Raw genomic sequence first — 26,136 nt, forward strand, 5'->3', positions numbered from 1 at the left:
CGGCGGTTATTGTCCGATGATCTGGACCTGGGAGAGGCCGATACTGCCGATACCGGCAAGGTTGAGCATCAGCTCCCCGCCGTTCTGCCCAAGCGTCACGCTGTCGACGTTCGCCGGCAGCAAGGTGTAAAGCCCTTTGGTTTCGCCTTGATAGGTAGCCTGCGCCTCGAAGCGATAGGTACCGGGCGGCAAGACATTGCCGCTGGAGTCCTTGCCGTCCCACATGAAGGACACGTTGCCGGCTTCCTGCTGCCCCATGTTCACGCGCCCGACCGAAGCACCGGTGCTGTCATAGATGTTCACGAAAACGTTGCTGCTGGAGGTCGGCAATACCAGGCTGGCCTTGAAGGTCTCGCTGGTATCGACCACAGCCTTGTCGCTCGGCACGATGACTTTTCGGCCTACCAGCGACGAAGCCTGCAGCGCCTGAGACGACTGGTAGCCAGACAGGATTGTCTGCATGCTCGAGTTGAGCTTCTCGACGCCTTCCACGGTGCTGAACTGCGCTAGCTGACCAATGAATTCGCCGTTTTCCTGAGGCTCCAACGGGTTCTGGTTGTTCATCTGGGCGACCAACAACTCAAGGAACTCGTTCTTGCCAAGCTCGTTGCCTTTGGCTTCGCGGTTTTCACCAAACTGGTACTGATCCAGTATCGAGCCGGTACCACCAACGCCGTTCGTAGTGCTCATAGTGCGCTCTCGTAACTATCACTGACCCAGCGTCAGCACTTTCTGCAACATGGTCTTGGCCGTGTTCATCAGTTCGGCGTTGGTCTGGAAGGCGCGACTGGCCGAAATCATATCGGCCATCTCTTCCACCACATTGACGTTCGGGTAATAGACATACCCGCTTTCGTCGGCGGCTGGATGATTGGGCTCGTAGCGGGCCTGCAACTCGCTCTGGTCCTCGACCACGCCCAGCACTTGAACGCCAACCCCGGCCTGGTCCTGGCCGGCGAACAGCGACTGGTCGGGCTGGCCGTTGGCCTGCTGCAAGACAGTGGCGAATACCGGATGGCGTGCCCGGTAAGTCTGATCGACGCTTGACGAAACGGTCTCGGCGTTGGCGATGTTGCTGGAAATGGTGTTCAGGCGAGTGCTCTGTGCACTCATGCCGCTACCGGCAATGTTGAAAACGCTGCTAAGAGACATGAGGCACTCCTTTATTCGCCGCGCAGGGCATTCATCAGCCCTTTGAACTTGCTATTGAGCAGGGTGAAGCTCGCCTGGAAATCCACGGCATTCTTCGCATAGTTGGATTGCTCGATCTGCAGATCGACGGTGTTCTGGTCGAGCGAGGGATGTGCCGGCGTACGAAAGCGCAACGAGGCATCGGCGATCTCCACCCCCTCGGCGGCGATGTGCTTTTCGCTGGTTCGGGTAACGCCGAAGCTGCCCTGGCTACGCGCCGCCTGTTCGGCAAGCACGCTACCGAAGTCGAGATCACGGGCTTTGTAATTGGGGGTATCGGCGTTAGCGATATTGTTGGCCAGCACCTCGGCACGCTGCGAGCGAAAGCCCAACGCCTTCTCGTGAATGCCCAATGCCTTGTCGAAACTGATGCTCATTGATCTGCCCTCTGTCGGGTACAGTCTGCTTGCGCACACAGGAGCAAGTGTCGTGCCAGACGCATCAAGAGCTTGATTTACAAGGATATAAAGGGAGGAAGCCGAGCCTTCGGCGTCAAAAGCGGCAAGGGCTTACCGCCTTTTTGCCGCGTTTGGAGCACAGACGCGACAGTTTTCTGCCGCTCTCTGGAACGATTACTTGGCCTTGTAGATGATGCCCGGACTGCACTGCACCATCTGGTACAGCTCCGGAAGACCATTGAGGGCCTCGGATGCACCGAGGAAGAGATAGCCTCCAGGGCGTAACGTGGCATGAATACGCTTGAGGATGTCCTTCTTCACATCCGCGGAAAAGTAGATCAATACGTTACGGCAAAAAACGATGTCGAACTTACCCAGAGCCGCGTAGCTGTCGAGCAGGTTCTGGACGCGAAACTCGACGCGCGAGCGGATCGCAGGCTTCACCGCCCACCGGCCCGGCGCCTTGACATCGAAATATCGCTGCAGACGTTCGCTCGATAGGCCGCGGGCAATTGCAAGACTGTCGTATTCGGCAGCTTTGCAGGCAGCAAGCATGGCACCGGACAGTTCGGTCGCAACGATTTGCACCCCAGTTTTTGGCTGGCTCGGGTTGCCGCGCTCATACTCGTCGATGGCCATGGACAGCGAATATGGCTCCTGCCCCGAGGAGCATGCGGCGGACCAGATTCGCAGCCGCTGGCCGGACGCGCCTTTCAACATTTCGGGCAAAACCCGCGCCTTGAGCACTTCGAACGGATAGGTATCGCGGAACCACAGCGTTTCGTTGGTCGTCATCGCATCGACCACCAACTCGCGCAGCCCGCTGCGCGGCTGCGCCTGAATCTTCCTGACCAGGTCACCAAGCGTCTTGATGCCCTGCTGCTCCATCAGCTTGTTCAGGCGACTGGACACCAAATACTGCTTGTTGCTGCCCAGCAGGATGCCGCACGTCTTTTCAAGGAATACCCGGAACTGCTCGAAATCCAGATCGACTGACACCAATAAAGCCTCACCATCATGTAGAGGACCGAGCCTCAGTTTGCATCCGCCTGCCTGATCCGATCAGCCACCCGGGCTGCAAGATCGTCAGGCTGGAACTTGGCGAGAAAATCATCCGCACCCGCCCGCTTCACCATGTTCTGGTTGAACACACCGGAAAGCGAAGTATGCAGCAGTATATGCATACCATGCATGCGCGGATCGTGCCGCACCTCGGTAGTCAGGGTATAGCCATCCATTTCCGGCATTTCAATATCGGAAATCATCATCAGGAATTCTTCAGCTGGGTTCTTGCCCTCATCCGCCATCCGCTTCAGGTAGTTGAGGGCCTCGCGCCCGTCGTTCAACTTGATGACTTCGACCCCAAGGTTCTCCAGGCATCGCGTGATCTGCTTGCGCGCCACCGACGAGTCATCGACGATCAGAACGCGGCAGGAGAGCGCCTTGTTCCGAGTGTCCTCGTCCACGACATTAGGCGAAATCTCCTCGGAGGTCGGCGCCACCTCGGCCAGTACCTTCTCCACGTCGATGATTTCGACCAGCTTGTTGTCGATGTGCGTAACGGCAGTCAGGTAGTGATTTCGTCCCGCGCCCTTGGGTGGAGGCAAGATGGCCTCCCAGTTCAGGTTGACGATTCGCTCGACCGAACGCACCAGAAACCCGAGCGTACGATTGTTGTATTCGGTAATCACCGCAAAGGAATTTTGCACGTCCATCAGCGCGGATTTGCCGGTCGCGAGAGACAGATCGAGTATCGGCAAGGTACTGCCGCGAATGCTCGCCACGCCGCGCACCACCCGCCCACACTTGGGCATGATGGTCAACCGAGGACACTGCAGCACCTCTCGGACCTTGAACACGTTGATCCCATACAACTGCTCACCCTCCAGGCGAAACAGCAGCAACTCAAGGCGATTCTGACCCACCAACTGGGTACGCTGGTTAACCGAATCCAATACACCGGCCATGCCAGTCTTCCTCTCTGCGTGCAGATTATCGGGGCTGGCGACCTTAAAGTGACGGCACGCCCCTTGCTTTGTTTGGGATATGAACGTCCATATGACCATTTTCCGGCGCGATAGCCAGATACTGCGAAAAAGCGCAGCGGTGCTCGTTGCGCTGTGCGCGATAGGGCAGCTTGCCCATGCGTCAACCATGTCACATTCCAAACAGCTTATCGACGTGACTGAACAGTTTCTTGAGGGTTCAGTGGTCGACTATTTAAGCCGCACTGACATCCAGGCGCGCCATGAAGTCGAGGTGAGCCGACTCGACCCGCGCCTGCGACTAAACCAGTGCGATCAGCCACTGACAGCAAGCCTGACCAGTACGAGCGCCCCCATCGGCCGCGTCACCGTACGGGTAAGCTGCCAGGGCAGCAGTCCATGGTCGGTTTTCGTCCCGGCACAGGTAAGACTGTATCGACATGTCATCGTGGCCAGCAAATCACTGCTGCGGGATACGGTATTGAGCGAAAGCGACGTCAGCATCGCGGAGCGAGACGTCTCGAACCTTAGCCAGGGCTATCTGACCCGGTTCGATGAAGTGCTGGGCACCAAGCTAACTCGGCCGGTGCAGCCCGACCAGGTGATCGCACCCAACCAGATCGAGCTGGCGAAGGCCGTGCGCAAGGGCGACCATGTCGTCATCACGGCGAGATCCGGCACGATCAGCGTGCGCATGCCCGGTGAAGCCATGGCTGACGGTGTTCCGGGCAAACAGATTCCGGTAAAGAACCGCCGTTCCGGCCGCACGGTAAAGGCTCGGGTAGTCGCACCCGGTCAGGTCGAAGTTGCGATGTAGATGAGGCCGCGGCAGGTAGCTTTTCCGTGTGCTCCAAAGAAAAAAACGCTAAAGTTCTGTCCATTGTTGCCGAACACATGGCAAGCGTCCTGATTCCTTCGAGGTTTGCATCATGGTCATCGACTTCAATCGACCCAACAGCCCACTGAATGCCCCCACCGGGCGTAACAGTGTGCAAAGCAACGAGCGCGCGGCCGCTCCGCAACAGGAGACGACCGGCGAGGCAAGCAAAACCGCTGGCACCAACACTACCGGTGATACCGTGCAACTGAGCCCCGAAGCTCAGCGCCTGCAGCAAGCGACCGACAAATTGAACGATCAGCCTGCGGTCGATCAGGAGCGCGTGGCCAAACTCAGGCAAGCGATTGCCGATGGCTCCTACCAGGTCGACAGTGCACGCGTGGCAGCCAAGCTCCTGGCGTTCGAAACGCAACGCTAAGCCCGGGCCCATTTTTCATACGAATCCGCCCCGAGTTCCGACATGCATGACGCTGCAGTGCTTGAGCAACTGACCGACGATATCGGCATAGCCCGCCAACTCCTTGAGCTTATTGATCAGGAGTTTGCAGCGCTGGGTGATCGCAATCTGGTCGAACTGGAAGCCACACTGAGCAAGAAGCAGCCCCTGCTCGCCTTGCTTGGCCAGCACAGTGCTCAACGCAGCCAATGGCTTGTCGACCAGCGGCTGAGCCCCGACAGGGCAGGCCTGGAAATCGCGGCGAGTCGGATCGAGCAAGGCGAAGCCCTGCTCGAACAGGCCAAGCTTCTCGAAACTGAACTCGAACGCTGTCGCTCTGCGAACGAGCGTAACGGCCGCCTGATACGAGCCAATCAGAGCACGCTGGGTGAAATGCTGAAGATCCTGCAAGGCAAGGACGACACTCCCAGCCTCTACGACAATCGCGGAAGCGCAGCGAAAAACAAGCAGCAGCGGCCACTGAGCCAGGCCTGAACGAACAAGAGCAACAAGTAAGGACGCAACACGATGGTGAGCACAACGCACCGGAGAGCACAGGACCGTGTCTAGCCTATTTCTGGACGAAGACGGCCCACAACCTCCCAAGCTGCTGACCGCACCACTGGAGATTTATGCCAACCTGCGTCCGCTTCTCGATAACAACATCGCGCTGACCCTTCGGTTCCATGAGCGCAATCAGCGCTATCAGAGCTTTCTGGTGCAGATGAACCGGGAAACCGGATGGATCGCACTGGATGAGCTGATCCCCAATGACGGCGAGCGCCTACTGCTTCAGGGCGAGCCGATCAACATCGAAGGCTTCTACGAAGGCGCCAGAATCTCTTGGACGAGCGACCGAGAGGTTCATCTAGGCGAAATTGACGGTGCTCGCTGCTACTGGATCCCAACCCCGGCAGAACTGACCTACCACCAGCGGCGCAATGCATATCGCGCACAGCTCAACGAAACCGCGGTGGCCGCGCAGCTTGGCGGCGCTTCGGTGCGCACGGCGCTGGAAGGGCGACTACTCGATATTTCGGCCACAGGGTGCAAGCTCAGCATCAAGGGCAACCACCAGGGCAACCTACAGACTGGCCAGGTATACGAACTGGCAGCCAAGCTGCCGATCGGACAGATCCAGAGCGATGTCGAGCTTCGCCATCTCGTAGTCGATGAGAAGCGGGACATATCGTTGTGCGGCTTTCGCTTTCATCGCCTCAGCGGGCAGACACAGCGCCAGATAGAACGTCTCGTCTACCAACTACAGCGCGACGCTCGCCGCGATAGCGCCGCGACCCCATTCGGCTAAGCCGCCCTTCGTATGGCAGGAGCTCTCTGCCCTCACACCCTGCCGGCGAACAGGGCGCTATGGCGTCCCAGGCGAGGTTCGAACTCACAACCTTCCCCTTAGGAGGGGGATGCTCTATCCAATTGAGCTACTGGGACCGGATCACGCGGGCGGCATCTTAGCGACACCAGGGCCTTTTGTCATGCCCCACGCAGTGCGTGCCCATACTCGACAAACCATCGGCACCAGCTCCAGGGAACCGTGCATTGCATTTTGCATGGACCTCAACTACGCCCCGTGCAAAGCGCAATCCAGACCAGCATAGCAACACACTTAAATTATTGATTTTTAAAGACTTTTTTATCGTTAAACTTTGGCATGACAGCTGCAAAGAGTAAGGCACACTCAACGTGACGCGAAGGATAACGCTCATGATCAAGCCGGCCTTTCTTCTTGGTGCAGGATTCGCATTCGCAGCTCTGACCGCCTTGCAACTCCCACCAGCCGAGCTTTCACAGGTGACCTACGAGCCGACATCTCGGCTGTCTCTGCAGTACTCCGGCACCATTCCCAGCGCACAGGCAACGACGCTCAGCGCCACGGAAACAGCCATCCCTGCGCAACCGCAACGCTGGGTCTTCTAGTGATTGGTAAACGCCAGCTAGGTTCCGCAAAAAAAGAGAAGGGGTCTTTCATGTCTAAATCCGCACTGACTTGCCTGGTGGTAACGATTGCCTGTGCCTGCGGCGCATACCTGTTTCCAGAAGGCACGGCTTTCTCGAGCACGACGCTGAAAGCCGGCCTAGGCGTCTTCGGCGTGCTCTTTCTTATCACTGCGATCATCGGCCGCAGAGTCAAATTCGACCCGGTATTACGCTAACCGCAGCACCCATGAGGCACTGCATCACAGTAAAGGCACTTTGACAGCACAAGGTCTTTACTAATCCCTGGTTCGTCGTACAATTGGCGCCATGAAGCCGTCTCCATAATTTTTACCGGCAGACGGAACAGCAAGGTACTGGTGGTTGTCAGACCGGTGACTACCCCGGCAATACGCCAGCACGCCCACCTGACTAACCGGTTAATTATGCGCCCTATGAAACAGGCAGTTTATTCCAGCCGCACGGCTGACAAATTCGTCGTACGACTTCCCGACGGTATGCGCGAACGCATCGCTGAAGTGGCGCGCAATCATCATCGCAGCATGAATTCCGAGATAATCGCGAGGCTAGAGCAAAGCCTGCTACAGGAAGGTGCGCTCGATGAAGACCTCAGCATGCGCCTGGACAGTCCAGAGCTATCGTTGCATGAGCGGGAACTCCTACAGCGATTCAGGCAGCTCGCTCACCGCCAGCAAAACGCCCTTATCGCGTTGATCGCTCAGGACACCGAGCTGGCCAAGGAAGAAGCCTGACGGGCATCAGGCAGGGCCTTCAGGTCCTGCCTGATACTTGGTATTCACTGACGCGCCATGACGTCGCCAGGCACGACGCACACTGCCCCCACGCCTACCACTCCCTGAACTCTTCTCTGCTACTCCAGCAACTGCGATGCATCGCCCCCTGCTGATGCATGAAGCAGCCAGCCCCAGCACCACCATTTTTCAAGCTTGATCCTCGGCAAAAGGTAACTGCGCCCGAGGCTGACTTATGGCCGACGGCAATCGTGGGACACAGCCAGGCTGGCAGATAGCATGATGATTCCGAACTACCGAGCGCAGCTAGGCAAGCCCTTCTGCGTAGGCTGCGCCAGGATGAAGTGCTCGGCCTAGTCATAGGTGCGCGAAAGACAGGGCCCACCCGGAGACGGAAAAACCCAAGCGGCGAAGAAGTCAGCGAAAGGTCACCCGGCAGAGCTCTGCTGACTGTCGCTCTTTGCCCCCGCGACTTGTTCGATCCCCTGGGCACCGCAAAGAATCGACTCAAGGAGCGGCGGTCGGATTTACGGTTGTTCATCCGCCACCTAGAAGGCTTACGGAGGCCGCGCTACCAAGCCTCCACAGCCACCGCGGATGAACAATCTACCTAGAGGTCAGCTAGCCAACAAAGTTGAGCAAAACGCCGGCAGCCACGGCTGAGCCGATAACCCCAGCCACGTTCGGGCCCATGGCGTGCATCAGCAGGAAGTTCTGTGGATTAGCCTCCAGCCCCACCTTGTTGGATACACGCGCAGCCATCGGAACCGCGGACACGCCTGCCGAACCAATCAGGGGATTGATCTTGTTCTGACTGAAACGGTTCATCAGTTTTGCCATGAAGATCCCCGCGGCGGTGCCGCCGCAGAAGGCCACCATTCCCAGCACCAATATGCCGAGCGTTTTCAGCTGCAAAAACGCCTCCGAGGACAGCTTGGAACCCACGGTAAGGCCCAGCGCGATGGTGACGATGTTGATCAGCGCATTGCGCGACGTGTCAGCCAGACGGTCAACGACACCGCACTCACGCAGCAGATTGCCGAATGCAAACATGCCGACCAACGGCGCCGCATCAGGCAGCAAGAGGCCCACCAGCAAACACAGGACCAGCGGAAAGACGATCTTCTCGACCTGACTCACATGTCGCAGCTGCGTCATGACAATGGCGCGCTCTTCCTTGGTCGTCATGGCGCGCATGATCGGCGGCTGTATCAGCGGTACCAGCGCCATGTAGGAGTAAGCCGCGACGGCAATAGGGCCGAGTAACTCAGGCGCTAATTTGGACGTCACGAAAATCGAGGTGGGGCCGTCTGCGCCGCCGATGATCGCGATCGAGGCGGCCTCACGCAACGTGAACTCCATACCCGGAATACCGGCGGCGGTAAGCGCCAGCGCACCGAGCAGCGTAGCGAAGATGCCGAACTGCGCCGCGGCCCCAAGCAACAGCGTCTTCGGGTTGGCGAGCATCGGACCGAAATCGGTCATCGCTCCGACACCCATGAAGATCAGCAATGGGAACACGCTGGTCGGCAGGCCGACTTCATAGAACAGGTGAAGGATGCCGGCACCCTCCCCCATGTTGGCCACCGGAATGTTCGCCAGGATGCCGCCGAAACCGATCGGAATCAGCAGCAGCGGTTCGAAGCCTTTGCGGATGGCCAGGTAGATCAGCCCCAGACAGACGAGAATCATCAATGCCTGCCCAGGTTCTAGGTGATAAAGACCGGTTCCCTGCCACAGCTTGAGCAACTTATCCATGCAACTCCCCTTAAGCGATGCTCAGCAAGCTGTCGCCGACCGAAACCGCGTCGCCAACCTTGACGTTGACCGAAGCAACAGTGCCGGCCTTGAACGCACGGATCTCGGTTTCCATTTTCATGGCTTCGAGAATCACCACCAGGTCACCCTCCTGGACGAGCTGCCCAGGCTGCACCAGCACCTTGAATATGTTGCCGGCCAGCGGTGCCGGCTGCGGCTCTCCACCAGCCGGAACGGCCGCAGTCGAGCTGGCAATGGCGGCGCCGGCCGCAGGATCAGCGCCGAGCGGCTTGATGCCTTCGATGTCGCCGCCCTCGTTGACCTGCACAACGAACGACTTGCCGTTGACCTCGACGGTGTAAACCTCCGGCTTGCCCGGCTCGCGCACCGGCGGTTCGCTGCCGGTGGGTGCCGGCTCGAACGCCGCGGGGTTGCCGCGATTCTCGAGGAACTTCAGGCCAATCTGTGGAAATAATGCGTAGGTCAGGACGTCGTCGATGGCATCATCAGCCAGCTTGATGTTCTTCTCGCGAGCCAGCCCCTCGAGCTCGGCTGCCAGCCGCTCCATCTCCGGCTGCAGCAGATCTGCAGGACGGCAGGTTATGACCTCGGCACCGTCAAGCACGCGCGCCTGCAACTCGGCGTTGAATGGCGCCGGCGCCGCACCGTACTCGCCCTTGAGCACACCGGCGGTTTCCTTGGTGATCGACTTGTAGCGCTCACCGGTCAGTACATTGATCACTGCCTGGGTGCCAACGATCTGCGAAGTTGGCGTCACCAGCGGAATGAAGCCAAGGTCTTCGCGCACACGCGGAATCTCGGCCAGGACCTGGTCGAACTTGTCCTGAGCGCCCTGCTCCTTGAGCTGGCTTTCCATGTTGGTGAGCATCCCGCCCGGTACCTGGGCGACCAGGATGCGCGAGTCGACGCCCTTGAGGTTACCCTCGAACTTCGCATACTTCTTCCGCACCTCACGGAAGTACGCGGCAATCTCCTCCAGCAGCTCCAGGTCGAGCCCGGTATCACGCTCGGTGCCCTGGAACATGGCGACCACCGACTCGGTCGGGGAATGGCCATAGGTCATCGACAGGGAGGAGATTGCGGTGTCGACATTGTCGATACCTGCCTCCACGGCCTTGAGAATGGCAACAGACGACAGGCCGGCAGTGGCATGGCACTGCATATGGACGGGAATTGCCAGGCTGGCCTTCAGGCGCGAGACCAGCTCGAACGCCATATAGGGCGTCAGGATGCCGGCCATGTCCTTGATTGCTACAGAGTCGGCACCCATATCCTCGATCTGCTTAGCCAGATCGACCCACATGTCCAGCGTATGCACCTGGCTGGTGGTATAGGAAATTGTGCCCTGAGCATGTTTGCCTTGCTGCTTCACCGCGCGCAGAGCCGTTTCCAGATTACGCGGATCATTCATCGCATCGAATACACGGAACACGTCCACGCCGTTGACAGCTGCGCGCTCGACGAACTTTTCCACTACATCGTCGGCATAGTGGCGATAGCCCAACAGGTTTTGCCCGCGCAGCAGCATCTGCTGACGCGTATTGGGCATCGCCTTCTTCAACTCACGAATGCGCTCCCAGGGGTCTTCGCCCAAGTAGCGAATACAGGCGTCGAACGTAGCGCCCCCCCAGCTCTCAACCGACCAGAACCCGACCTGGTCGAGCTTGGCTGCGATCGGCAGCATGTCTTCCAGGCGGACGCGCGTGGCGAGAATGGACTGGTGCGCATCACGCAGCACCACGTCGGTGATGCCGAGTGGCTGTTTAGCAATGGTCATGGAAGGAACTCCCTTTCCAGAGTCAACCGCGGCGCGCGCGGTGTTGATGAATGGCGGCCTTGATTGCCGCGAGCGTATCCGCATCCGCGCCCGCACTGGTGACTGGCGCAGCCGCTAGCTGAGGCTCCGGGACGCTTACGAAGCGACCGGTAAGGTAGGACATCAGGCGAATGCAGAGGATCAACAGAACGAGGAAGGCAAAGACGAAACCGATGCCGAATAGCATGAGTTCGACGCCTTCGAGCAGAAGTTGGCTGGGGGTCATCGGGAGTTCCCTTGTCAGCAGCTCGAGCTGCTTGTTATTCGCTGCGTTGGTTCGGACAGGTTTCGCGACACGCGAAACGGCCGAACCTTAGCCGAAACAGAGAAACAAGGCAAACCCCTACAGGACGCGAAAAGTCGCGCTACAGCAGAAAAATCGTCGCCAATCCGAGAAAAATGAAGAACCCGCCACTATCGGTCATGGCCGTGATCATCACGCTTGCCCCCATTGCCGGATCACGCCCGAGACGCGCAAGAGTCATCGGAATCAGCACCCCCATCAAGGCGGCCAGCAGCAGATTCAGCGTCATTGCGGCGGTCATCACGACCCCCAGAGACCAGCTACCGTATAGCCACCAAGCCACCGCACCGATGACGCCACCCCAGACAAGCCCGTTGACCAGCCCGACTCCAACTTCCTTGCGCAGCAGCCGCGCAGTGTTGCCGGTACCCACCTGATCCAGCGCCATGGCGCGAACGATCATGGTGATCGTCTGGTTGCCGGAGTTGCCGCCGATGCCTGCGACAATTGGCATCAGCGCCGCCAGCGCAACCAGCTTCTCGATGGAGCCGTCAAACAGGCCGATCACTCGCGAGGCGACGAACGCCGTCACCAGGTTCACCGCCAGCCAGGCCCACCGGTTGCGTACCGATTTCCAGACCGAGGCGAAGATATCCTCCTCCTCGCGCAGACCGGCCATGTTGAGCACTTCGCTTTCGCTTTCCTCACGAATGAGGTCGACCATCTCGTCGATAGTCAGTCGGCCGATCAGCTTGCCGCCCTTATCCACAACCGGCGTGGAGACCAGGTCATAGCGCTCGAATGCCTGTGCCGCATCATAGGCGTCCTCATCCGGATGAAAGGTGACCGGATCACTTGCCATCACTTCGGCGACCTGTTTGTCTGGATCGTTCACCAGCAGCCGCTTGATCGGCAGCACACCCTTGAGCACGCCGTCGTAGTCGACCACGAACAGTTTGTCGGTATGACCGGGGAGTTCTTTCAGGCGACGCAGGTAGCGAAGCACAACCTCCAGACTGACGTCTTCGCGAATGGTGACCATCTCGAAGTCCATCAACGCACCGACCTGATCCTCCTCATAGGACAGGGCCGAACGCACTCGCTCACGCTGCTGCGCGTCAAGGCTTTCCATCAGCTCATGAACGACATCGCGCGGCAGTTCGGGCGCTAGATCCGCCAGCTCATCGGCGTCCATTTCCTTGGCCGCAGCAAGCAACTCGTGGTCGTCCATGTCTGCGATCAGCGTTTCACGGACCGCGTCGGAAACCTCGAGCAGAATGTCGCCATCACGCTCGGCCTTGACCAGCTGCCAGACAGTCAGTCGCTCTTCGAGCGGCAAGGCTTCGAGAATATGGGCGACGTCGGCCGGGTGCAGCTCATCGAGCTTGCGCTGCAGCTCTGCAAGAATCAGCCCCTGGTCATAATCCTCACTCAGAACTGCCGGCTGACCATCCTGACGAACCCCACCCTCTTCACCAAGCCGATGACGCTGCAGCAGCTCGACCACCTGCGCCAGGCGATCCTGCAGGGTTTCTTGAGGCTTTTTTGCTTCTACTTCTGTCATGGCGCACTCCACCCCCGGCCGAGAGCGCGCCAGGGGAAATCATTCAATCAATAGCTGATTGGCAACCGGGAAACGTGAGCGACTACTGGGTAAGTCCATACGGGAAGGTTGTTCCACAAACCCTGAGGGGCAGATGCGGCAATCATAACATCGCGACGGCGCAGCCGATGCGCTCAACTACAGCTATTCCAGGCGACCCGCATGCGACGCGCATGAACGGGCTCGCCTAACTCGACAAAGCCGACGTTCTGTCGACGTCTTCACGAGACAAGGAGACACAGATGCCAAGACCCTTTTTATTGAGTAGCCTGCAGTACAGTTGCTTAGTCAAGGAGGACGAAATGAAAGCACTGTTTATTTGTACGGGCCTGCTTTTGCTGGCAAATCCGGCTTTTTCGGCAATGGTGTACCGCTGCACCGACCAGTCCGGACACGTGACCTTCAGTCAGCAGGGGTGCCCAGAAGACCAGCATCAGCATCGGCAAAAGGCTGTGAGCCCAACACCGAGCTCCGGCAAGGCCGTGCCCATGGCAGTTCCCAGAAAGCGCGCTGCTCGCAGGAAGGCGGAAGGATTGGAGATCGTTGCGCAGAGGGAAGATGGTTGCGGCAACCGGGTGACAGGAAGCGAGCGGCGCAGCGCAATCATCAGCAAGCAGATCCGCGCAGGCATGACGCGTAGTGACGTGGAAAGCGCGCTAGGCAGTCCGGAAAGCGTCACCAGCAACAACGGCAAGACACGCCTGCGCTTCCGCGACAGCGGCGGCCAGCTGCGCACAGTCAGCTTCGACGAGCACGGCTGCGTAACGGGCGGACGATAGGGACACGGAAATAAAAAAAGGGCCTGCATCGCTGCAGGCCCTTTCTTGATTGGCGCACTCAGGAGGATTCGAACCTCCGACCGCTCGGTTCGTAGCCGAGTACTCTATCCAGCTGAGCTATGAGTGCGTAAGCGCTTGGTAGACCAGATCACTGCTGGTTGCTTGAGCGATCCGCATCACTGCCGATCGTTCGAAGTATGGCGCACTCAGGAGGATTCGAACCTCCGACCGCTCGGTTCGTAGCCGAGTACTCTATCCAGCTGAGCTATGAGTGCGCTGAGCGTGCGCATTATAGGGAGTGAAGACTGATGGTCAAGCAATTTGGCGCTCTACTTTCAGCTTCGAAAGTGACCTGCCGCGACCATCAAACCCTAGAACGCAAAATGGCGGAGAAGGGGGGATTCGAACCCCCGACACCCTTTTGAGGTGTACTCCCTTAGCAGGGGAGCGCCTTCGGCCACTCGGCCACCTCTCCGCAACACGGGGCGCATAATACCCATCTTTACCCCGTTTGCAAAGCCAAAAATTACAGAAAAATTAGTGGCTTGGTTCCTGATCCTTCTCTTTCTGGATCCGCTGGTAGATCTCCTCTCGATGCACCGCCACCTCCTTGGGGGCATTCACGCCGATACGTACCTGGTTTCCTTTCACACCCAACACAGTGACAGTCACATCGTCACCCACCATCAGGGTTTCTCCAACCCGGCGAGTCAGAATCAGCATTCCTTTCTCCTTAAACGGATTCAAATCAGTAAACAGTCTGCAAAGATAAAAACGGACAATGTCCGCAAAACATTGAAGCTAGAGCCTTTCACCAGCTATTGACCCGCGCCCGGGAGGCTAAAGTTCCTTTTTGCACGGCCCAATACGACAGAAGGCGCGGGCCAGCGCGCCTTCTGCGATTCATTCCGCAGTATTGCCCGCCGCCGGCGCATCCAGTTCGAAGGCGGTATGCAACGCTCTTACAGCAAGTTCAAGATATTTTTCTTCGATCACCACCGAAACTTTGATCTCCGATGTAGAGATCATCTGGATGTTGATGTTCTCCTTAGCCAGCGCCTCGAACATCCGGCTGGCGACGCCAGCATGTGAACGCATACCGACGCCTACGATGGAAACCTTGGCGATGTCGGTATCGCCGATCACCTCCCGGGCGCCCATTTCGTTTGCAATGCTCTGCAGGACCTGCAGGGCATTGTTGTAATCGTTACGATGCACGGTGAAGGTGAAATCGGTGGTGTTATCGTGCGCGACGTTCTGCACGATCATGTCCACTTCCACATTCGCGGCGCTGATCGGCCCAAGAATCTTGAACGCTACACCGGGCGTGTCCGGCACCCCACGGATGGTCAGCTTGGCCTCGTCGCGATTGAAGGCGATGCCGGAAATGATGGGCTGTTCCATGGATTCCTCTTCATCAAGGGTAATGAGGGTACCCGGACCCTCCTGAAAACTGTGCAGTACGCGCAGCGGAACGCTGTACTTGCCGGCGAACTCAACCGCCCTGATCTGCAGCACCTTGGAGCCGAGGCTGGCCATTTCCAGCATCTCCTCGAAGGTGATCTTGTCCAGACGCTGAGCCTTGGCGACGACCCGCGGGTCGGTGGTGTAAACGCCATCCACATCGGTGTAGATCTGGCATTCGTCGGCCTTCAGCGCGGCAGCCAACGCCACGCCAGTGGTATCGGAACCGCCGCGACCCAGAGTGGTGATATTGCCCTTCTCGTCCACCCCCTGGAAGCCGGCGACCACGACCACCCGCCCCGCCTTGATGTCGCGCTGGATACGCTGGGCATCAATCTGCAGGATGCGCGCCTTGGTATGGGCGCTGTCGGTGAGGATGCGGACCTGATTGCCAGTGTAGGACACCGCCGGAACCCCGCGCTTGATCAGCGCCATGGCCAGCAGGGCTATGGTCACCTGCTCGCCGGTGGAGACCATCACATCCAATTCGCGCGGAACCGGCTGGTCGCTGATCTGCTTGGCCAGGTCGATCAGACGGTTGGTTTCGCCACTCATTGCCGAGACGACCACGACGATATCGTCGCCACCATCGCGGAATTTCTTGACCTTCTCGGCTACCTGCTCGATTCGCTCGACGGTGCCGACCGAGGTGCCCCCAAACTTCTGTACGATCAAAGCCATTGTTAGCCGCCTAGAGCCCGCAAAGGGCGTTCATTAAACAAACAACCTGCAGATGCCGAAGCCGCTTCCGGCATCTGGATCAAAGGGCCTGCTGAGCAAACGGCAGGGTCAACGCCAGCGCCTCGTCCAGCTTGGACGCATCGCTGCCACCACCTTGCGCCATGTCTGGACGACCGCCACCCTTGCCGCCGACCGCCGCAGCGGCCTGCTTCATCAGATCGCCGGCCTTCAGGCGCGAGGTCAGGTCCTGCGTCACGCCGGCGACCAGCACAACCTTGTCGTCCTGCACGCCACCGAGCAGGATCACCGCGCTGCCAAGCTTGTTCTTCAGCTGGTCGACTAGCGCCAGCAGGGCCTTGCCGTCGAGCCCATCCTGACGCGCGGCCAGCACGCGCACACCATTCACTTCAACGGCGCTGGCGGCCAGGTCGTTGCCCGCTGCGCTGGCTGCCTTGGCCTTGAGCTGCTCCAGCTCTTTTTCCAGCTGACGGTTGCGTTCCAGTATGCCGCCGAGCTTGTCCAGCAGATTCTCGCGGCTGCCCTTGACCAGACTTGCCGCTTCTTTCAGTTGATCCTCGGCATCATTGAGGTAGGCCAGCGCCTGCGCGCCGGTCACCGCTTCGATCCGCCGTACGCCGGCGGCCACACCGCCTTCGCTGGTGATCTTGAACAGGCCGATGTCGCCGGTGCGGTTCACGTGGGTACCACCGCAGAGCTCGACGGAAAAGCCACCACCCATGGTCAGCACGCGAACGCTGTCGCCGTACTTCTCGCCGAACAGGGCCATTGCGCCCTTGGCCTTGGCGGTATCGATATCGGTTTCCTCGATCTCCACCGCCGAATTGCGACGGATCTCGGCATTGACGCGATCCTCCAGTGCGCGGAGCTGCTCCGGTTTGATCGCTTCGAAGTGGCTGAAGTCGAAGCGCAGGCGCTGACTGTCCACCAAGGAGCCCTTCTGGCTCACGTGCTCACCGAGAATCTCGCGCAACGCGGCGTGCAGCAGGTGAGTCGCCGAGTGGTTGAGCGCCGTGGCCTGGCGCACCGAGGCGTCGACCGTCGCCTCGACCTGGGCACCGACTGTCAGCGTGCCACTGTCGACGATACCGTGGTGCAGGAACGCACCACCGGCCTTGCTGGTGTCGCGCACATCGAAGCGCAGGCCCTGCGCCTCGAGATAACCGCAGTCACCGATTTGCCCACCGGACTCGGCGTAGAACGGCGTCTGATCGAGCACCACGACACCCTCCTCGCCGGCGCTCAGACTGTCGACCACCATGCCTTCCTTGAACAGCGCCAGCACCTTGCCGCTGCCCGACGTGCCCTGGTAACCGATGAAGCGCGTCTCGCCTTCCACCTTGACCAGGCTGTTGTAGTCCATGCCGAAGGCGCTGGCCGAGCGGGCACGCTCACGCTGGGCTTGCATCTCGCGCTCGAAGCCTTCTTCGTCGAGGCTCAGGTTGCGCTCGCGAGCGATGTCGCCGGTCAGATCCACCGGGAAGCCGTAGGTGTCGTACAGCTTGAACACCACCTCGCCGGGAATGACGCTACCGGCAAGCCCGGCCAGATCCTGCTCGAGGATCTTCAGCCCCTGCTCCAGGGTCTTGGCGAATTGCTCTTCCTCGTTCTTCAGCACGCGCTCGATGTGCGCCTGCTGTTGCTTGAGTTCTGGGAAGGCCTCGCCCATTTCGGCCACCAGCGCGGCGACGATGCGATGGAAGAAGCTGCCTTTGGCGCCGAGCTTGTTGCCATGACGGCAGGCGCGGCGAATGATGCGGCGCAGCACGTAGCCACGGCCTTCGTTGGACGGCGTCACGCCATCGGCGATGAGGAAACCGCAGGAACGGATGTGGTCGGCAACGACCTTCAGCGAAGCCTGCCCTTCGTTGGCGCAGCCGATGGCGTCCGCCGCAGCGTTCAGCAGGCTCTGGAACAGGTCGATTTCATAGTTCGAATTGACGTGCTGGAGCACGGCGCTGATGCGCTCCAGACCCATGCCGGTGTCGACGCTCGGTGCCGGCAGCGGGTGCATAACGCCATCGGCCGTGCGGTTGAACTGCATGAACACGTTGTTCCAGATCTCGATGTAGCGGTCGCCGTCTTCCTCCGGCGAACCGGGCGGGCCGCCCCAGATGTGTTCGCCGTGGTCGAAGAAGATCTCGGTGCAGGGACCGCAGGGGCCGGTATCGCCCATCGCCCAGAAGTTGTCCGAAGCGTAGGGCGCGCCCTTGTTGTCACCGATGCGCACCATGCGCTCGGCCGGCACGCCGACTTCCTTGGTCCAGATGTCGTAGGCCTCGTCATCGCTGGCGTAGACCGTGACCCAGAGTTTCTCCTTGGGCAGGTTCAGCCACTTGTCGCTGGTGAGAAACTCCCAGGCGTAGTGAATCGCGTCGCGCTTGAAATAATCGCCGAAGCTGAAATTGCCGAGCATCTCGAAGAAGGTGTGGTGACGCGCGGTGTAGCCGACGTTTTCCAGGTCGTTGTGCTTGCCGCCAGCGCGTACGCACTTCTGGCTGGTGGTGGCGCGGGTGTAGGCGCGCTTCTCCAGGCCGAGGAAGCAGTCCTTGAACTGGTTCATGCCGGCGTTGGTGAACAGCAGGGTCGGGTCGTTCGCCGGAATCAGCGAACTGGAGGCCACACGAGTGTGGCCCTTCTCTTCGAAGAAGCGGAGGAAGGCTTCACGGATTTCTGCGCTTTTCATAGATTTCTTCCAGAGGACTGCGGCCGAACGGCTGCAAAACGACACGGCGAGGCGGGACCACCGAAAGCCGGTTCGCAACTACCCAACGGATAGCCGGCAAAGGGCCGCATTATATCGGGCCTGCGCGCCGGGTATAGGGGATAAAGGCGATTGAATCAAGCAATTCGACGTCAGCAACGACCCATGTTTTCGGCAAATTCGGCGAATGCATTGACCACTACCGGAAGATGCTCGTCATGCAGGTCCATATGGGTGACCAGCCGCAGCCGCGCCGCAGGGGTCAGGCGAATGCCGCGCTGCGCGCAGAAGGCAGCCAGCGCGGTTGCATTCTCTCCCACGTGGACATAAACCATGTTGGTTTGCACCGGCTCGATCTCGAACCCGAGCGCGGCCAACTCACCCCCAAGCCACGCCGCGCGACGATGATCCTCGGTCAGCCGCGCGACGTTGTGCTCCAGCGCGTAGAGCCCGGCAGCCGCCAGGATGCCGGACTGGCGCATGCCGCCACCAACCATCTTGCGCAGGCGCCGAGCCTTGCCGATGAACGCCTCGCCACCGCAAAGCACGGACCCCACCGGCGCACCGAGGCCCTTGGACAGGCAAACCGACACCGTATCGAAATGCCGGGTGATCTCGTGCGCATCGCAGCCGAGCTTCACCGCCGCGTTGTACAGCCGGGCACCGTCCAGATGCAGCGCCAGACCGCATTGGTGCGTGAAGTCACGGGCCGCGGCGAGGTAGTCCAGCGGCAACACCTTGCCCTGCATGGTGTTTTCCAGCGCCAGTAGGCGGCTGCGGGCGAAGTGGAAATTGTCCGGCTTGATCGCCGCTTCGACGCGGGCGAGATCGAGCGTGCCGTCGGCGTCCATCTCGATCGGCTGCGGCTGGATCGAGCCAAGCACCGCCGCGCCGCCGCCCTCGTATTTGTAGGTATGGGCCTGCTGCCCGACGATGTATTCATCACCCCGCTCGCAATGCGCCATCAGCGCCAGCAGATTGCTCATGGTGCCGGATGGGACGAAGAGCCCCGCGGCGAAACCCAGCTCCGCGGCGAGGCGGCTCTCAAGGCGGCTCACCGTTGGATCCTCGCCGTAAACGTCATCCCCGGTTTCGGCGCATCGCATCACCTCAAGCATCCCGCTTGAAGGCTGGGTCACGGTGTCGCTGCGAAGGTCGATGATGGTCATACGCTCTCCTCGACAGGCCGCCGCATGCGTACGGCGCTGGGATGATGGTGTTCAGCGCAGCAGACGAGTATCGAGCACCGTAGAGCCCCCGCCCAGCAGGGTTTCGGTCATCTCGATGAAATCATCGGTGCTGACGGTGTCCATGCGCATCAGGCCGCGGGCGACATCGTCGAGCGAATGGCGGCCCTTACTGCGCTGACGAATTTCCTTGTCCAGATCCTGCAACAGCAGCACGGCGCGAGCGGTAATCGGGCCGGTGGAATGTTCGGTGCGCAGGCTATCGACCTTGCGGCTCCATTTGATCAGATGCTCGCGAACCGCCTGGTATCGATCCTCGCTCATGCCGCCAGAGCGGCGGACCAGCTCGATGGCGTAGTACTCCGCCAGCCCCTCGCTGATCCAGTCGCTACGATTGGCATCCGTGATGCGACTGAACACATGCACCAGCTCATGCACCAGCGAGCTGGTGCCGTTCTCGCTGACCATCGGTCGATCGGCGTGCATGTACAGGGAGTTCGGCCCGGACAGCCCGCCGCGCCACATCGGATCGCCAGCGCCAACGATGAGCAATTTCGCCGGGTCGCGGGGAAAGACGTTCTGCACCTGCGGCCAGACGAAGGTGAGCATGGTCAGGATGTCCATTCGCCGGACGCCCTCGCCGACCGGCGCAGCCACGGTGACTTCGGTTTCACCCAGCTTGGCGCGGCGGGTGCCCAGTTTGCCGGCCAGCATCCAGCCGGTCGGGCGATCGAACAGACGCTCGCGGTTGTCCACGCGAAAGCGATTCTTGCCGACCCGCGGCCAACCGGTTTCGATGCTCTTCCAGCCTTCCGGCAGCTCGAAGGTGATGCGTGACACCAGAATCACGCCATCGACTTGATCCAACCGCGCCGGCGGCACCAGATCATCGCCACGGAACAGCGCCCAATCAGGTGTCATACGCGCATCGAAGCGACCGTTGTCACGCGGATGGCTGATGCGTACGCGATAGCTTAGTTTCGCCTTGCCCGCAGCGGGTCGCCAGGTGCCCTGTGCCAGCGACCCTTGCTGCCATTCACCGTCCGCCTCGAAGTCGCTGTAGTAACCCTCGTCGCCCAGGTTGAAGCGCAGGCTGCGGACCGCCTCCCCCTTCTCCAGAATCAGTTGCACCACTGCCTGGTCCTCCTCCGGGAGGAAGCGCACGTGGTAGTCCAGATCGACCCGCTTGGCCGCCTGTACCGGCCCAGCGAGGAAAAGAACGAGAGCGAACAGCGACAGCAGTCGAGCAAGCATCGAAGAGAACTCCACGGATCGGATAACGCGAGGGGTGTGCTGATCTTGAGACGATGCAATCGGCGCTTAGATTCAACCAGCACGAAAAATCAGATGGTCTTCCCAGTGCTCCTCGGCAACGCTGCCTTCGGCGAGCATCCTGCCAGCCTGGGAAATGCGCTCGACGTGTACCGCCTCGCGGTCACCGCAGACCAGGTGGTGCCAGAGCGGCAGGTCCTTGCGCTCGGCCACCAGGCGGTAGGCACAGGTGGGCGGAAGCCACTTGAACTGTGCGGCGTCCTGGGCATTGAGCTGAATGCAGTCCGGTACGCTGGCGCGCCGATTGGGGTAGTCGCTGCATTGACAGGTCTTCAGATCGAGCAATCGGCAAGCGATGCGCGTGTAGTACACGGCACCATCTTCCTCGTCCTCGAGCTTCTGCAGACAGCAGAGGCCGCAGCCGTCGCATAGCGACTCCCACTCGGCCGAATCGAGCTCGGCCAGGGTCTTGCGCTTCCAGAAGGGTTCGACTTTGGCGGCCATCACTGTCACTACCGGGAAAAAGCGACAAGTCTAGCCATTGCCGGATATCCGGCCAATAGCCGGCAGGCGGATGCGCCGCCCGCTCCGTGGCCGCCGGCCGGAGCGGGCGGCCACAGACCGATCACTGCTTGTCGAGCATGTCGCGGTGACTGCGCATCTGCTCGAGCATCTGTTCCAGGTGCTGGATGCGCATGTCGGGCATTTCCTTGGACGGCGCGCCCATCATGCGGCCGCCACCCATGGCGCCGGCCATTGGCTTGCCGCCCTGCTTGCCCATCCCGGCGCCCGGGCCGCCCATCGGGCAGCCACCCATGGTGCCCATGGTCGACTGCATGCTCTGCCAGTGCTCGTCGCGCAGCTTCTGCCGCTCCTCCGGCGTCTTAGCCGCCTGCCAGGCCTGACGATATTCCTGCATCTTCTGCCAGTGCTGCTGCCAGGCTTCGTTGTCGTAGGTCGGCGCGGGCTGAGCACTGGCAGACATCGCCAGACCGGCAAGGATCGAACCGAGAATCCAGGAACGCATTTTCATGAGCCGTCTCCCTATGTTTGTGAGGACAGCTTCAGAATAGTCCGTTCCGCCAGCACGACCTTGTCCTCGGTCATGCCTGACAGGGCGCGATCACATGGGATCGTTCATGCGCAGCAGTTCCTCGGGGAGGTGCTCGATGTATTCGTCCTCTGCCGGCGGCATCTGCAGGTGATAGCCCTGCGCCTCGATATTGGCGAGCACCTTGTTGATGTCCTCGCGCGCCAGCTGGCGCTCCGGGGTCAGCACCAGCTCGAACGCCAGCTGCGGTGCGCCGAACGCGGCGAGCAAGCCCTCGGGCACGCGCTTGAGCGCGTCGCGCTTGTCGACATAGAGGTACATGCCGTCCTTGCGGGGGCTTTTGTAGATCGAACAGATGAGTTTCATGAGCGCTTTTCCAGTACATCCAGCAGGGCCTGCCCCATCCGCTCGCGGCGCCAGCCGCGCAGCGAATCGGGCAGTTGATATGGGCCGTCGGGGTAGCCGCTTTTCAGCAGGGCTTCGAGGGTTTTCTTGCGCAGCATCAGTTCCGGCGCGATATCCAGCACCTTCGCCTCGCGCTGGCCGACCGCCCGCAGCTTCTTCAACAGGCCGGAAACTTCCAGCGGCAACGGCTCCGGCAGCGCCGCCGGCCAATCCTGTTCAGGCATCGTCGCGGCCTCGCGAATCATCGCCAGCAGGGCTTCGCCATCCTGGCGCACGGTACGCGGATGCATCTCCTCGATGCGCGCCAGTGTTACCAGATCGCGCGGCTGGGTACGTGCCAGCGGCCATAGGCTGGCCTCACGCACCACGCGATTGCGCGGCTGATTGCGCGCCCGGGCCTGACGCTCGCGCCAGGCGGTCAGCACCTTGAGCACGGCCAACTGTTGAGGCTTGAGGCGCCAGGCCTGCTTGACCTCGCGGTAGGCCTCATCGGGATCGGATTCGCGCTGCAGGTTGGCCACCAGCTCGGCACCATCCTCCAATACCCAGGCACGCTTGTCCTCGGACAGCTTCGGCAGCAGCGCTTCATAGAGTTCGGCCAGATGCTGCGCATCCTCCGCGGCATAGCGCACCTGCATGTCGCTCAGGGGCCGCTGCAGCCAGTCCGAGCGCGTTTCGCCCTTGGGCAGTTCGATGCCGAGCACGGCCTGAACCAGGCGTGAGTAGCCCATGGAAAACCCGATATTCAGGTAGCCGGCCGCCAACTGGGTGTCGAACAACGGCTGCGGCAGGCTGTCGGTCAGGCGCAGCAGCACTTCGAGATCCTCGCTGCAGGCATGCAGCACCTTCACTACAGCAGCATCGTCCAGCAGCTCGGCAAACGCGCGCCAGTCGCGCACGGCCAGCGGGTCGATCAGATAGGCACGCCGCCCGTCACCGACCTGCACCAGCCCGGCGATGGGATAGAAGGTATCGACCCTCATGAATTCGGTATCCACTGCCACATAGGGCAGCTGGCGCCATTCGGCGCAGAGGCGGGCCAGATGTTCATCATCCACGACCCATTGAGTTTCGATGGCCACACGGCCTCCTTTTCGGCTGACGACCGGCGCGCGGCCGAACGAGGCGCGCAGTATATATCGAGCATCCGACCGGCCGGGCATTCATGGCCGGCGCGCACGCTGGTAGTGTTTAGCGATGTTTCCCCGGAGGCGCCCGATGCCACTTGCACAACTCATCACAGCCGAACAACTGGCGCGACGCCTGAACGATCCCGCGCTGCGCATTCTCGATTGCCGCTTCGCCCTGGAGGATCCCGCCTACGGCGAGCGCAGCTACCACCAAGGCCATGTACCCGGCGCCCGATTCGCCGATCTGGAGAAGGATCTATCCGGCCCGGTCACTCCTGGCGTCACCGGTCGCCATCCACTGCCGGAACCGGAAGGGCTGGCGGCACGCTTTCGCCAATGGGGCCTCGATGACGACAGCGAAGTGGTGCTGTACGACGACGGCCCCGGCGCCTTCGCCGCGCGGGCATGGTGGCTGCTGCTCTGGCTCGGCAAACGCGACGGCGTCTATCTGCTCGACGGCGGCCTCAAGGCGTGGCGCGAAGCCGGTCTACCGATGAGTGAAGCAATCCCGGATGGTGAGACCGGCACCTTTAGCGGACGCGCCGACGGCAGCCTGATCATCGACGCCGCTGGCCTTCAGAAGCACCTGGACGATCCGCAGCTGGCGCTGCTCGACGCCCGCGCCCTGCCCCGCTTTCTCGGCGAAGTCGAACCCATCGACCCCATCGCCGGGCACATCCCCAATGCCATCTGCGTGCCGTTTACCGACAACCTTCGCAGCGATGGCCGGTTCCTCCCAATCGACCAGTTGCGCACGCGCTTCGACACGCTGCTGGACAACAAGCCGCCGCAAAGCGCCGTCGCCTATTGCGGCTCCGGTGTGACCGCCTGCCACAACCTGTTTGCCCTCTGTCTGGCCGGCTACCCGCAGGGGAGGCTCTACCCCGGTTCCTGGAGCGAGTGGATCACCGATGCACAGCGGCCTCGCGCCTGATCCCAGCAGCCACGCGGTGCCAGGGGCGCAGCGTGGCTGACGGGTCACAATGCGCCTCGGCGGTTTTACCGAAGTTACATTTGTTTTCACGACCGTTAGTCGCCATCTTTACGAAAAATTGCAATTCATTGTCTTGCTACCTGTCGGAGAAAGTTGCTAGGTTCCGACCCGCTTTTATCCCGGAGTAGTACAACAATGAAAACAACATGGTTGAAGACCGCGCTCGCGGTAGCCGTAGGCGCCTTGTCCAGCCAGGCAATGGCCGCCGGTTTTGCCCTCAACGAACAAAGCATCAGCGGCATGGGCACCTCCTTTGCAGGTCGCTCATCTTCCGCCGACGACGCCACCACCCTGTTCGGCAACCCTGCCGGCATGTCCCGCCTGAAGCGTGAGGAAGTCAGCTTCGGTATGGCGGCGATCCATGCGAAGACCGATATCAGCGACAACTCCGCATTCACACCACAAGGCGCAGGTGGTCTTCGTGCCCCGGTAGGTGGCAGCAACGACGGAGACATGGTTCCCTTTACTGCCGTACCGATGGGTTATTACGTCAAGCCGATTGATGACAAATGGGCAGTTGGCGTGGGCTTATACGTACCGTTCGGCCTGATAACCGACTACGAAAGCGGCTTTCAGGGTCGCTATCACGGTGATTACAGCGAAGTGCGCGTGATCACGGTGCAGCCCACCGTCAGCTACCGCTTTAATGAAAAGCTGTCTGTCGGCTTCGGCCCCACGATTAACCGCATCGATGGAGAGCTGCAAAGCGCAACAATTAACCCATTGAGCCCAACCTTTAATGACGGCCGGGTCAAGGTTAAGGGTGACGACACTGCCGTGGGCTTCAATGCCGGCATCCTGTACGAGTTCACTCCCCACACCCGTATGGGCCTGACTTATCACTCCAAGGTTGAGTACACACTTGAGGGCGATACGGAACTCAAAGAAGGCTTCAGCCAACTCGGCATCGCCGGAAAGTATGATGCCTCGCTGGACCTGACCACCCCCGAGTCAATTGACCTCTCTATCACACACGAACTCAACGACCAGTGGACGCTGTACGCAGGCGCCATGCTGACTCGCTGGAGCCGCTTCGAAGCAATCGTCATCGAAAATGAAGGACTTCCTTCCGGCCCGCTCAACCCGATCGTCGAGGATCAGGAATGGCATGACACCTGGTCCTATGCGCTCGGCACTGCGTACAAGCTGAATCGCGAATGGACGCTGCGTACCGGTTTGGCCTTCGACCAGAGCCCCACCAACAACGTTGATCGTTCGCCGCGCATCCCTTCCGGTGACCGTACTGCGGTGAGTTTCGGCCTGGGCTGGCACCCAACCGACGATATTACTGTCGACCTCGCTTATTCCTACCTATGGGAAGAAGATACAAAGGTTCGCCGCGAGCACCCGTCCAAGGGCATCTACAACGCCACATATGAAAACAGCGCCCACGGCTTTGGTGCTGCTCTGAGCTACCGCTTCTGAGGTAACGAAAGAACGAAAAAGCCCCGGTCCGCCG

At 60.4% G+C, this 26,136-nt stretch carries 28 protein-coding genes and 4 tRNA genes; 10 read left to right on the forward strand and 22 right to left on the reverse strand.

Annotation, left to right across the window (positions count from 1 at the left end; genetic code table 11):
• Positions 1-6: 6 nt before the first annotated feature.
• From flgD to HZR81_RS13050, 5 genes are all read right to left on the reverse strand, one after another.
• Entirely contained in the window at positions 7-690 is a 684-nt protein-coding gene (flgD, locus tag HZR81_RS13030; RefSeq protein WP_063541364.1) for a flagellar hook assembly protein FlgD, read from the reverse strand.
• Between the two features lie 18 nt (positions 691-708).
• Positions 709-1,152: a flagellar basal body rod protein FlgC gene (flgC, locus tag HZR81_RS13035; protein WP_063541363.1), complete on the reverse strand. Its 444-nt coding sequence runs from the start codon at positions 1,150-1,152 to the stop codon at positions 709-711.
• A gap of 11 nt (positions 1,153-1,163) precedes the next feature.
• Positions 1,164-1,568: a flagellar basal body rod protein FlgB gene (gene flgB / locus HZR81_RS13040; protein WP_102840772.1), complete on the reverse strand. Its 405-nt coding sequence runs from the start codon at positions 1,566-1,568 to the stop codon at positions 1,164-1,166.
• Positions 1,569-1,763: 195 nt separating this feature from the next.
• Positions 1,764-2,591: a protein-glutamate O-methyltransferase CheR gene (cheR, locus tag HZR81_RS13045; protein ID WP_500128320.1), complete on the reverse strand. Its 828-nt coding sequence runs from the start codon at positions 2,589-2,591 to the stop codon at positions 1,764-1,766.
• Positions 2,592-2,623: 32 nt separating this feature from the next.
• The gene (locus HZR81_RS13050; protein ID WP_102840770.1) at positions 2,624-3,556 is read right to left on the reverse strand and encodes a chemotaxis protein CheV; all 933 of its coding nucleotides are present in this window, start codon (positions 3,554-3,556) and stop codon (positions 2,624-2,626) included.
• Positions 3,557-3,647: 91 nt separating this feature from the next.
• Between HZR81_RS13050 and flgA the strand changes: the two genes are divergently transcribed.
• From flgA to HZR81_RS13070, 4 genes are all read left to right on the forward strand, one after another.
• Positions 3,648-4,391, forward strand: coding sequence for a flagellar basal body P-ring formation chaperone FlgA (flgA, locus tag HZR81_RS13055; protein ID WP_500128337.1), 744 nt, complete (start codon positions 3,648-3,650; stop codon positions 4,389-4,391).
• Positions 4,392-4,503: 112 nt separating this feature from the next.
• The gene (flgM, locus tag HZR81_RS13060) at positions 4,504-4,830 is read left to right on the forward strand and encodes a flagellar biosynthesis anti-sigma factor FlgM (protein ID WP_500128321.1); all 327 of its coding nucleotides are present in this window, start codon (positions 4,504-4,506) and stop codon (positions 4,828-4,830) included.
• 42 nt (positions 4,831-4,872) lie between these two features.
• Positions 4,873-5,343, forward strand: coding sequence for a flagella synthesis protein FlgN (locus tag HZR81_RS13065; RefSeq protein WP_063541357.1), 471 nt, complete (start codon positions 4,873-4,875; stop codon positions 5,341-5,343).
• Between the two features lie 67 nt (positions 5,344-5,410).
• The gene (locus HZR81_RS13070; protein ID WP_500128322.1) at positions 5,411-6,157 is read left to right on the forward strand and encodes a flagellar brake protein; all 747 of its coding nucleotides are present in this window, start codon (positions 5,411-5,413) and stop codon (positions 6,155-6,157) included.
• Between the two features lie 60 nt (positions 6,158-6,217).
• Here HZR81_RS13070 and HZR81_RS13075 read toward each other — a convergent pair.
• Positions 6,218-6,294: transfer RNA gene (locus HZR81_RS13075), tRNA-Arg, on the reverse strand.
• Positions 6,295-6,567: 273 nt separating this feature from the next.
• Here HZR81_RS13075 and HZR81_RS13080 point away from each other — a divergent pair.
• From HZR81_RS13080 to HZR81_RS13090, 3 genes are all read left to right on the forward strand, one after another.
• Positions 6,568-6,780, forward strand: coding sequence for a hypothetical protein (locus HZR81_RS13080; protein ID WP_200630040.1), 213 nt, complete (start codon positions 6,568-6,570; stop codon positions 6,778-6,780).
• 50 nt (positions 6,781-6,830) lie between these two features.
• Positions 6,831-7,016, forward strand: coding sequence for a PA3371 family protein (locus tag HZR81_RS13085; protein ID WP_500128323.1), 186 nt, complete (start codon positions 6,831-6,833; stop codon positions 7,014-7,016).
• A gap of 207 nt (positions 7,017-7,223) precedes the next feature.
• Positions 7,224-7,550, forward strand: coding sequence for an Arc family DNA-binding protein (locus HZR81_RS13090; RefSeq protein ID WP_063541485.1), 327 nt, complete (start codon positions 7,224-7,226; stop codon positions 7,548-7,550).
• Positions 7,551-8,171: 621 nt separating this feature from the next.
• On the opposite strand, the gene HZR81_RS13095 is transcribed toward HZR81_RS13090, so the two are convergent.
• From HZR81_RS13095 to mgtE, 4 genes are all read right to left on the reverse strand, one after another.
• Entirely contained in the window at positions 8,172-9,308 is a 1,137-nt protein-coding gene (locus tag HZR81_RS13095) for a sodium ion-translocating decarboxylase subunit beta (protein ID WP_500128325.1), read from the reverse strand.
• Positions 9,309-9,318: 10 nt separating this feature from the next.
• Positions 9,319-11,106, reverse strand: coding sequence for a sodium-extruding oxaloacetate decarboxylase subunit alpha (gene oadA, locus HZR81_RS13100; protein ID WP_500128326.1), 1,788 nt, complete (start codon positions 11,104-11,106; stop codon positions 9,319-9,321).
• A 22-nt stretch (positions 11,107-11,128) separates the two neighbouring features.
• Positions 11,129-11,371 carry an OadG family protein gene (locus HZR81_RS13105; protein ID WP_500128327.1) on the reverse strand — a complete coding sequence of 81 codons (243 nt, stop codon included), beginning with the start codon at positions 11,369-11,371 and terminating at the stop codon, positions 11,129-11,131.
• 139 nt (positions 11,372-11,510) lie between these two features.
• Positions 11,511-12,953 (reverse strand): magnesium transporter, encoded by a 1,443-nt coding sequence (gene mgtE, locus HZR81_RS13110; RefSeq protein ID WP_200594867.1) that lies wholly within the window; start codon positions 12,951-12,953, stop codon positions 11,511-11,513.
• Between the two features lie 341 nt (positions 12,954-13,294).
• Between mgtE and HZR81_RS13115 the strand changes: the two genes are divergently transcribed.
• Positions 13,295-13,771, forward strand: coding sequence for a DUF4124 domain-containing protein (locus HZR81_RS13115; protein WP_459116237.1), 477 nt, complete (start codon positions 13,295-13,297; stop codon positions 13,769-13,771).
• A 50-nt stretch (positions 13,772-13,821) separates the two neighbouring features.
• Here HZR81_RS13115 and HZR81_RS13120 read toward each other — a convergent pair.
• The 12 genes from HZR81_RS13120 to rnd all read right to left on the reverse strand — a co-directional run bounded on the left by HZR81_RS13120 (position 13,822) and on the right by rnd (position 23,635).
• Positions 13,822-13,898 (reverse strand) — tRNA-Arg (locus HZR81_RS13120).
• Positions 13,899-13,969: 71 nt separating this feature from the next.
• Positions 13,970-14,046, reverse strand: a tRNA-Arg gene (locus tag HZR81_RS13125).
• Positions 14,047-14,155: 109 nt separating this feature from the next.
• A tRNA-Ser gene (locus HZR81_RS13130) sits at positions 14,156-14,246 on the reverse strand.
• A gap of 62 nt (positions 14,247-14,308) precedes the next feature.
• The gene (gene csrA, locus HZR81_RS13135; RefSeq protein ID WP_003283978.1) at positions 14,309-14,494 is read right to left on the reverse strand and encodes a carbon storage regulator CsrA; all 186 of its coding nucleotides are present in this window, start codon (positions 14,492-14,494) and stop codon (positions 14,309-14,311) included.
• A 180-nt stretch (positions 14,495-14,674) separates the two neighbouring features.
• Positions 14,675-15,916: an aspartate kinase gene (locus tag HZR81_RS13140; protein ID WP_102840761.1), complete on the reverse strand. Its 1,242-nt coding sequence runs from the start codon at positions 15,914-15,916 to the stop codon at positions 14,675-14,677.
• A 79-nt stretch (positions 15,917-15,995) separates the two neighbouring features.
• Positions 15,996-18,620 (reverse strand): alanine--tRNA ligase, encoded by a 2,625-nt coding sequence (gene alaS / locus HZR81_RS13145; RefSeq protein WP_444816601.1) that lies wholly within the window; start codon positions 18,618-18,620, stop codon positions 15,996-15,998.
• A 170-nt stretch (positions 18,621-18,790) separates the two neighbouring features.
• Positions 18,791-19,807 carry a low-specificity L-threonine aldolase gene (ltaE, locus tag HZR81_RS13150; protein ID WP_500128328.1) on the reverse strand — a complete coding sequence of 339 codons (1,017 nt, stop codon included), beginning with the start codon at positions 19,805-19,807 and terminating at the stop codon, positions 18,791-18,793.
• Positions 19,808-19,858: 51 nt separating this feature from the next.
• The gene (locus HZR81_RS13155) at positions 19,859-21,079 is read right to left on the reverse strand and encodes a M61 metallopeptidase family protein (RefSeq protein WP_500128329.1); all 1,221 of its coding nucleotides are present in this window, start codon (positions 21,077-21,079) and stop codon (positions 19,859-19,861) included.
• 72 nt (positions 21,080-21,151) lie between these two features.
• Positions 21,152-21,601 (reverse strand): YcgN family cysteine cluster protein, encoded by a 450-nt coding sequence (locus HZR81_RS13160; protein ID WP_013982207.1) that lies wholly within the window; start codon positions 21,599-21,601, stop codon positions 21,152-21,154.
• Between the two features lie 121 nt (positions 21,602-21,722).
• Positions 21,723-22,130 carry a hypothetical protein gene (locus HZR81_RS13165; protein ID WP_500128330.1) on the reverse strand — a complete coding sequence of 136 codons (408 nt, stop codon included), beginning with the start codon at positions 22,128-22,130 and terminating at the stop codon, positions 21,723-21,725.
• Positions 22,131-22,220: 90 nt separating this feature from the next.
• The gene (locus HZR81_RS13170) at positions 22,221-22,514 is read right to left on the reverse strand and encodes a YcgL domain-containing protein (protein WP_011912541.1); all 294 of its coding nucleotides are present in this window, start codon (positions 22,512-22,514) and stop codon (positions 22,221-22,223) included.
• Positions 22,511-23,635 carry a ribonuclease D gene (gene rnd, locus HZR81_RS13175; protein WP_500128331.1) on the reverse strand — a complete coding sequence of 375 codons (1,125 nt, stop codon included), beginning with the start codon at positions 23,633-23,635 and terminating at the stop codon, positions 22,511-22,513. The genes HZR81_RS13170 and rnd overlap by 4 nt, the downstream gene beginning before the upstream one ends.
• Positions 23,636-23,771: 136 nt before the next feature.
• On the opposite strand from rnd, the gene HZR81_RS13180 reads away from it, so the two are divergent.
• Together HZR81_RS13180 and HZR81_RS13185 are read left to right on the forward strand one after the other, a co-directional pair.
• Positions 23,772-24,617, forward strand: coding sequence for a sulfurtransferase (locus HZR81_RS13180; RefSeq protein WP_500128333.1), 846 nt, complete (start codon positions 23,772-23,774; stop codon positions 24,615-24,617).
• 195 nt (positions 24,618-24,812) lie between these two features.
• Positions 24,813-26,102 carry an OmpP1/FadL family transporter gene (locus HZR81_RS13185; protein WP_500128334.1) on the forward strand — a complete coding sequence of 430 codons (1,290 nt, stop codon included), beginning with the start codon at positions 24,813-24,815 and terminating at the stop codon, positions 26,100-26,102.
• The last annotated feature ends 34 nt before the right edge of the window (positions 26,103-26,136 follow it).

The sequence above is a fragment of the Pseudomonas sp. LM13 genome (assembly GCF_041381355.1).
Classification (GTDB): Bacteria; Pseudomonadota; Gammaproteobacteria; order Pseudomonadales; family Pseudomonadaceae; genus Stutzerimonas; species Stutzerimonas frequens.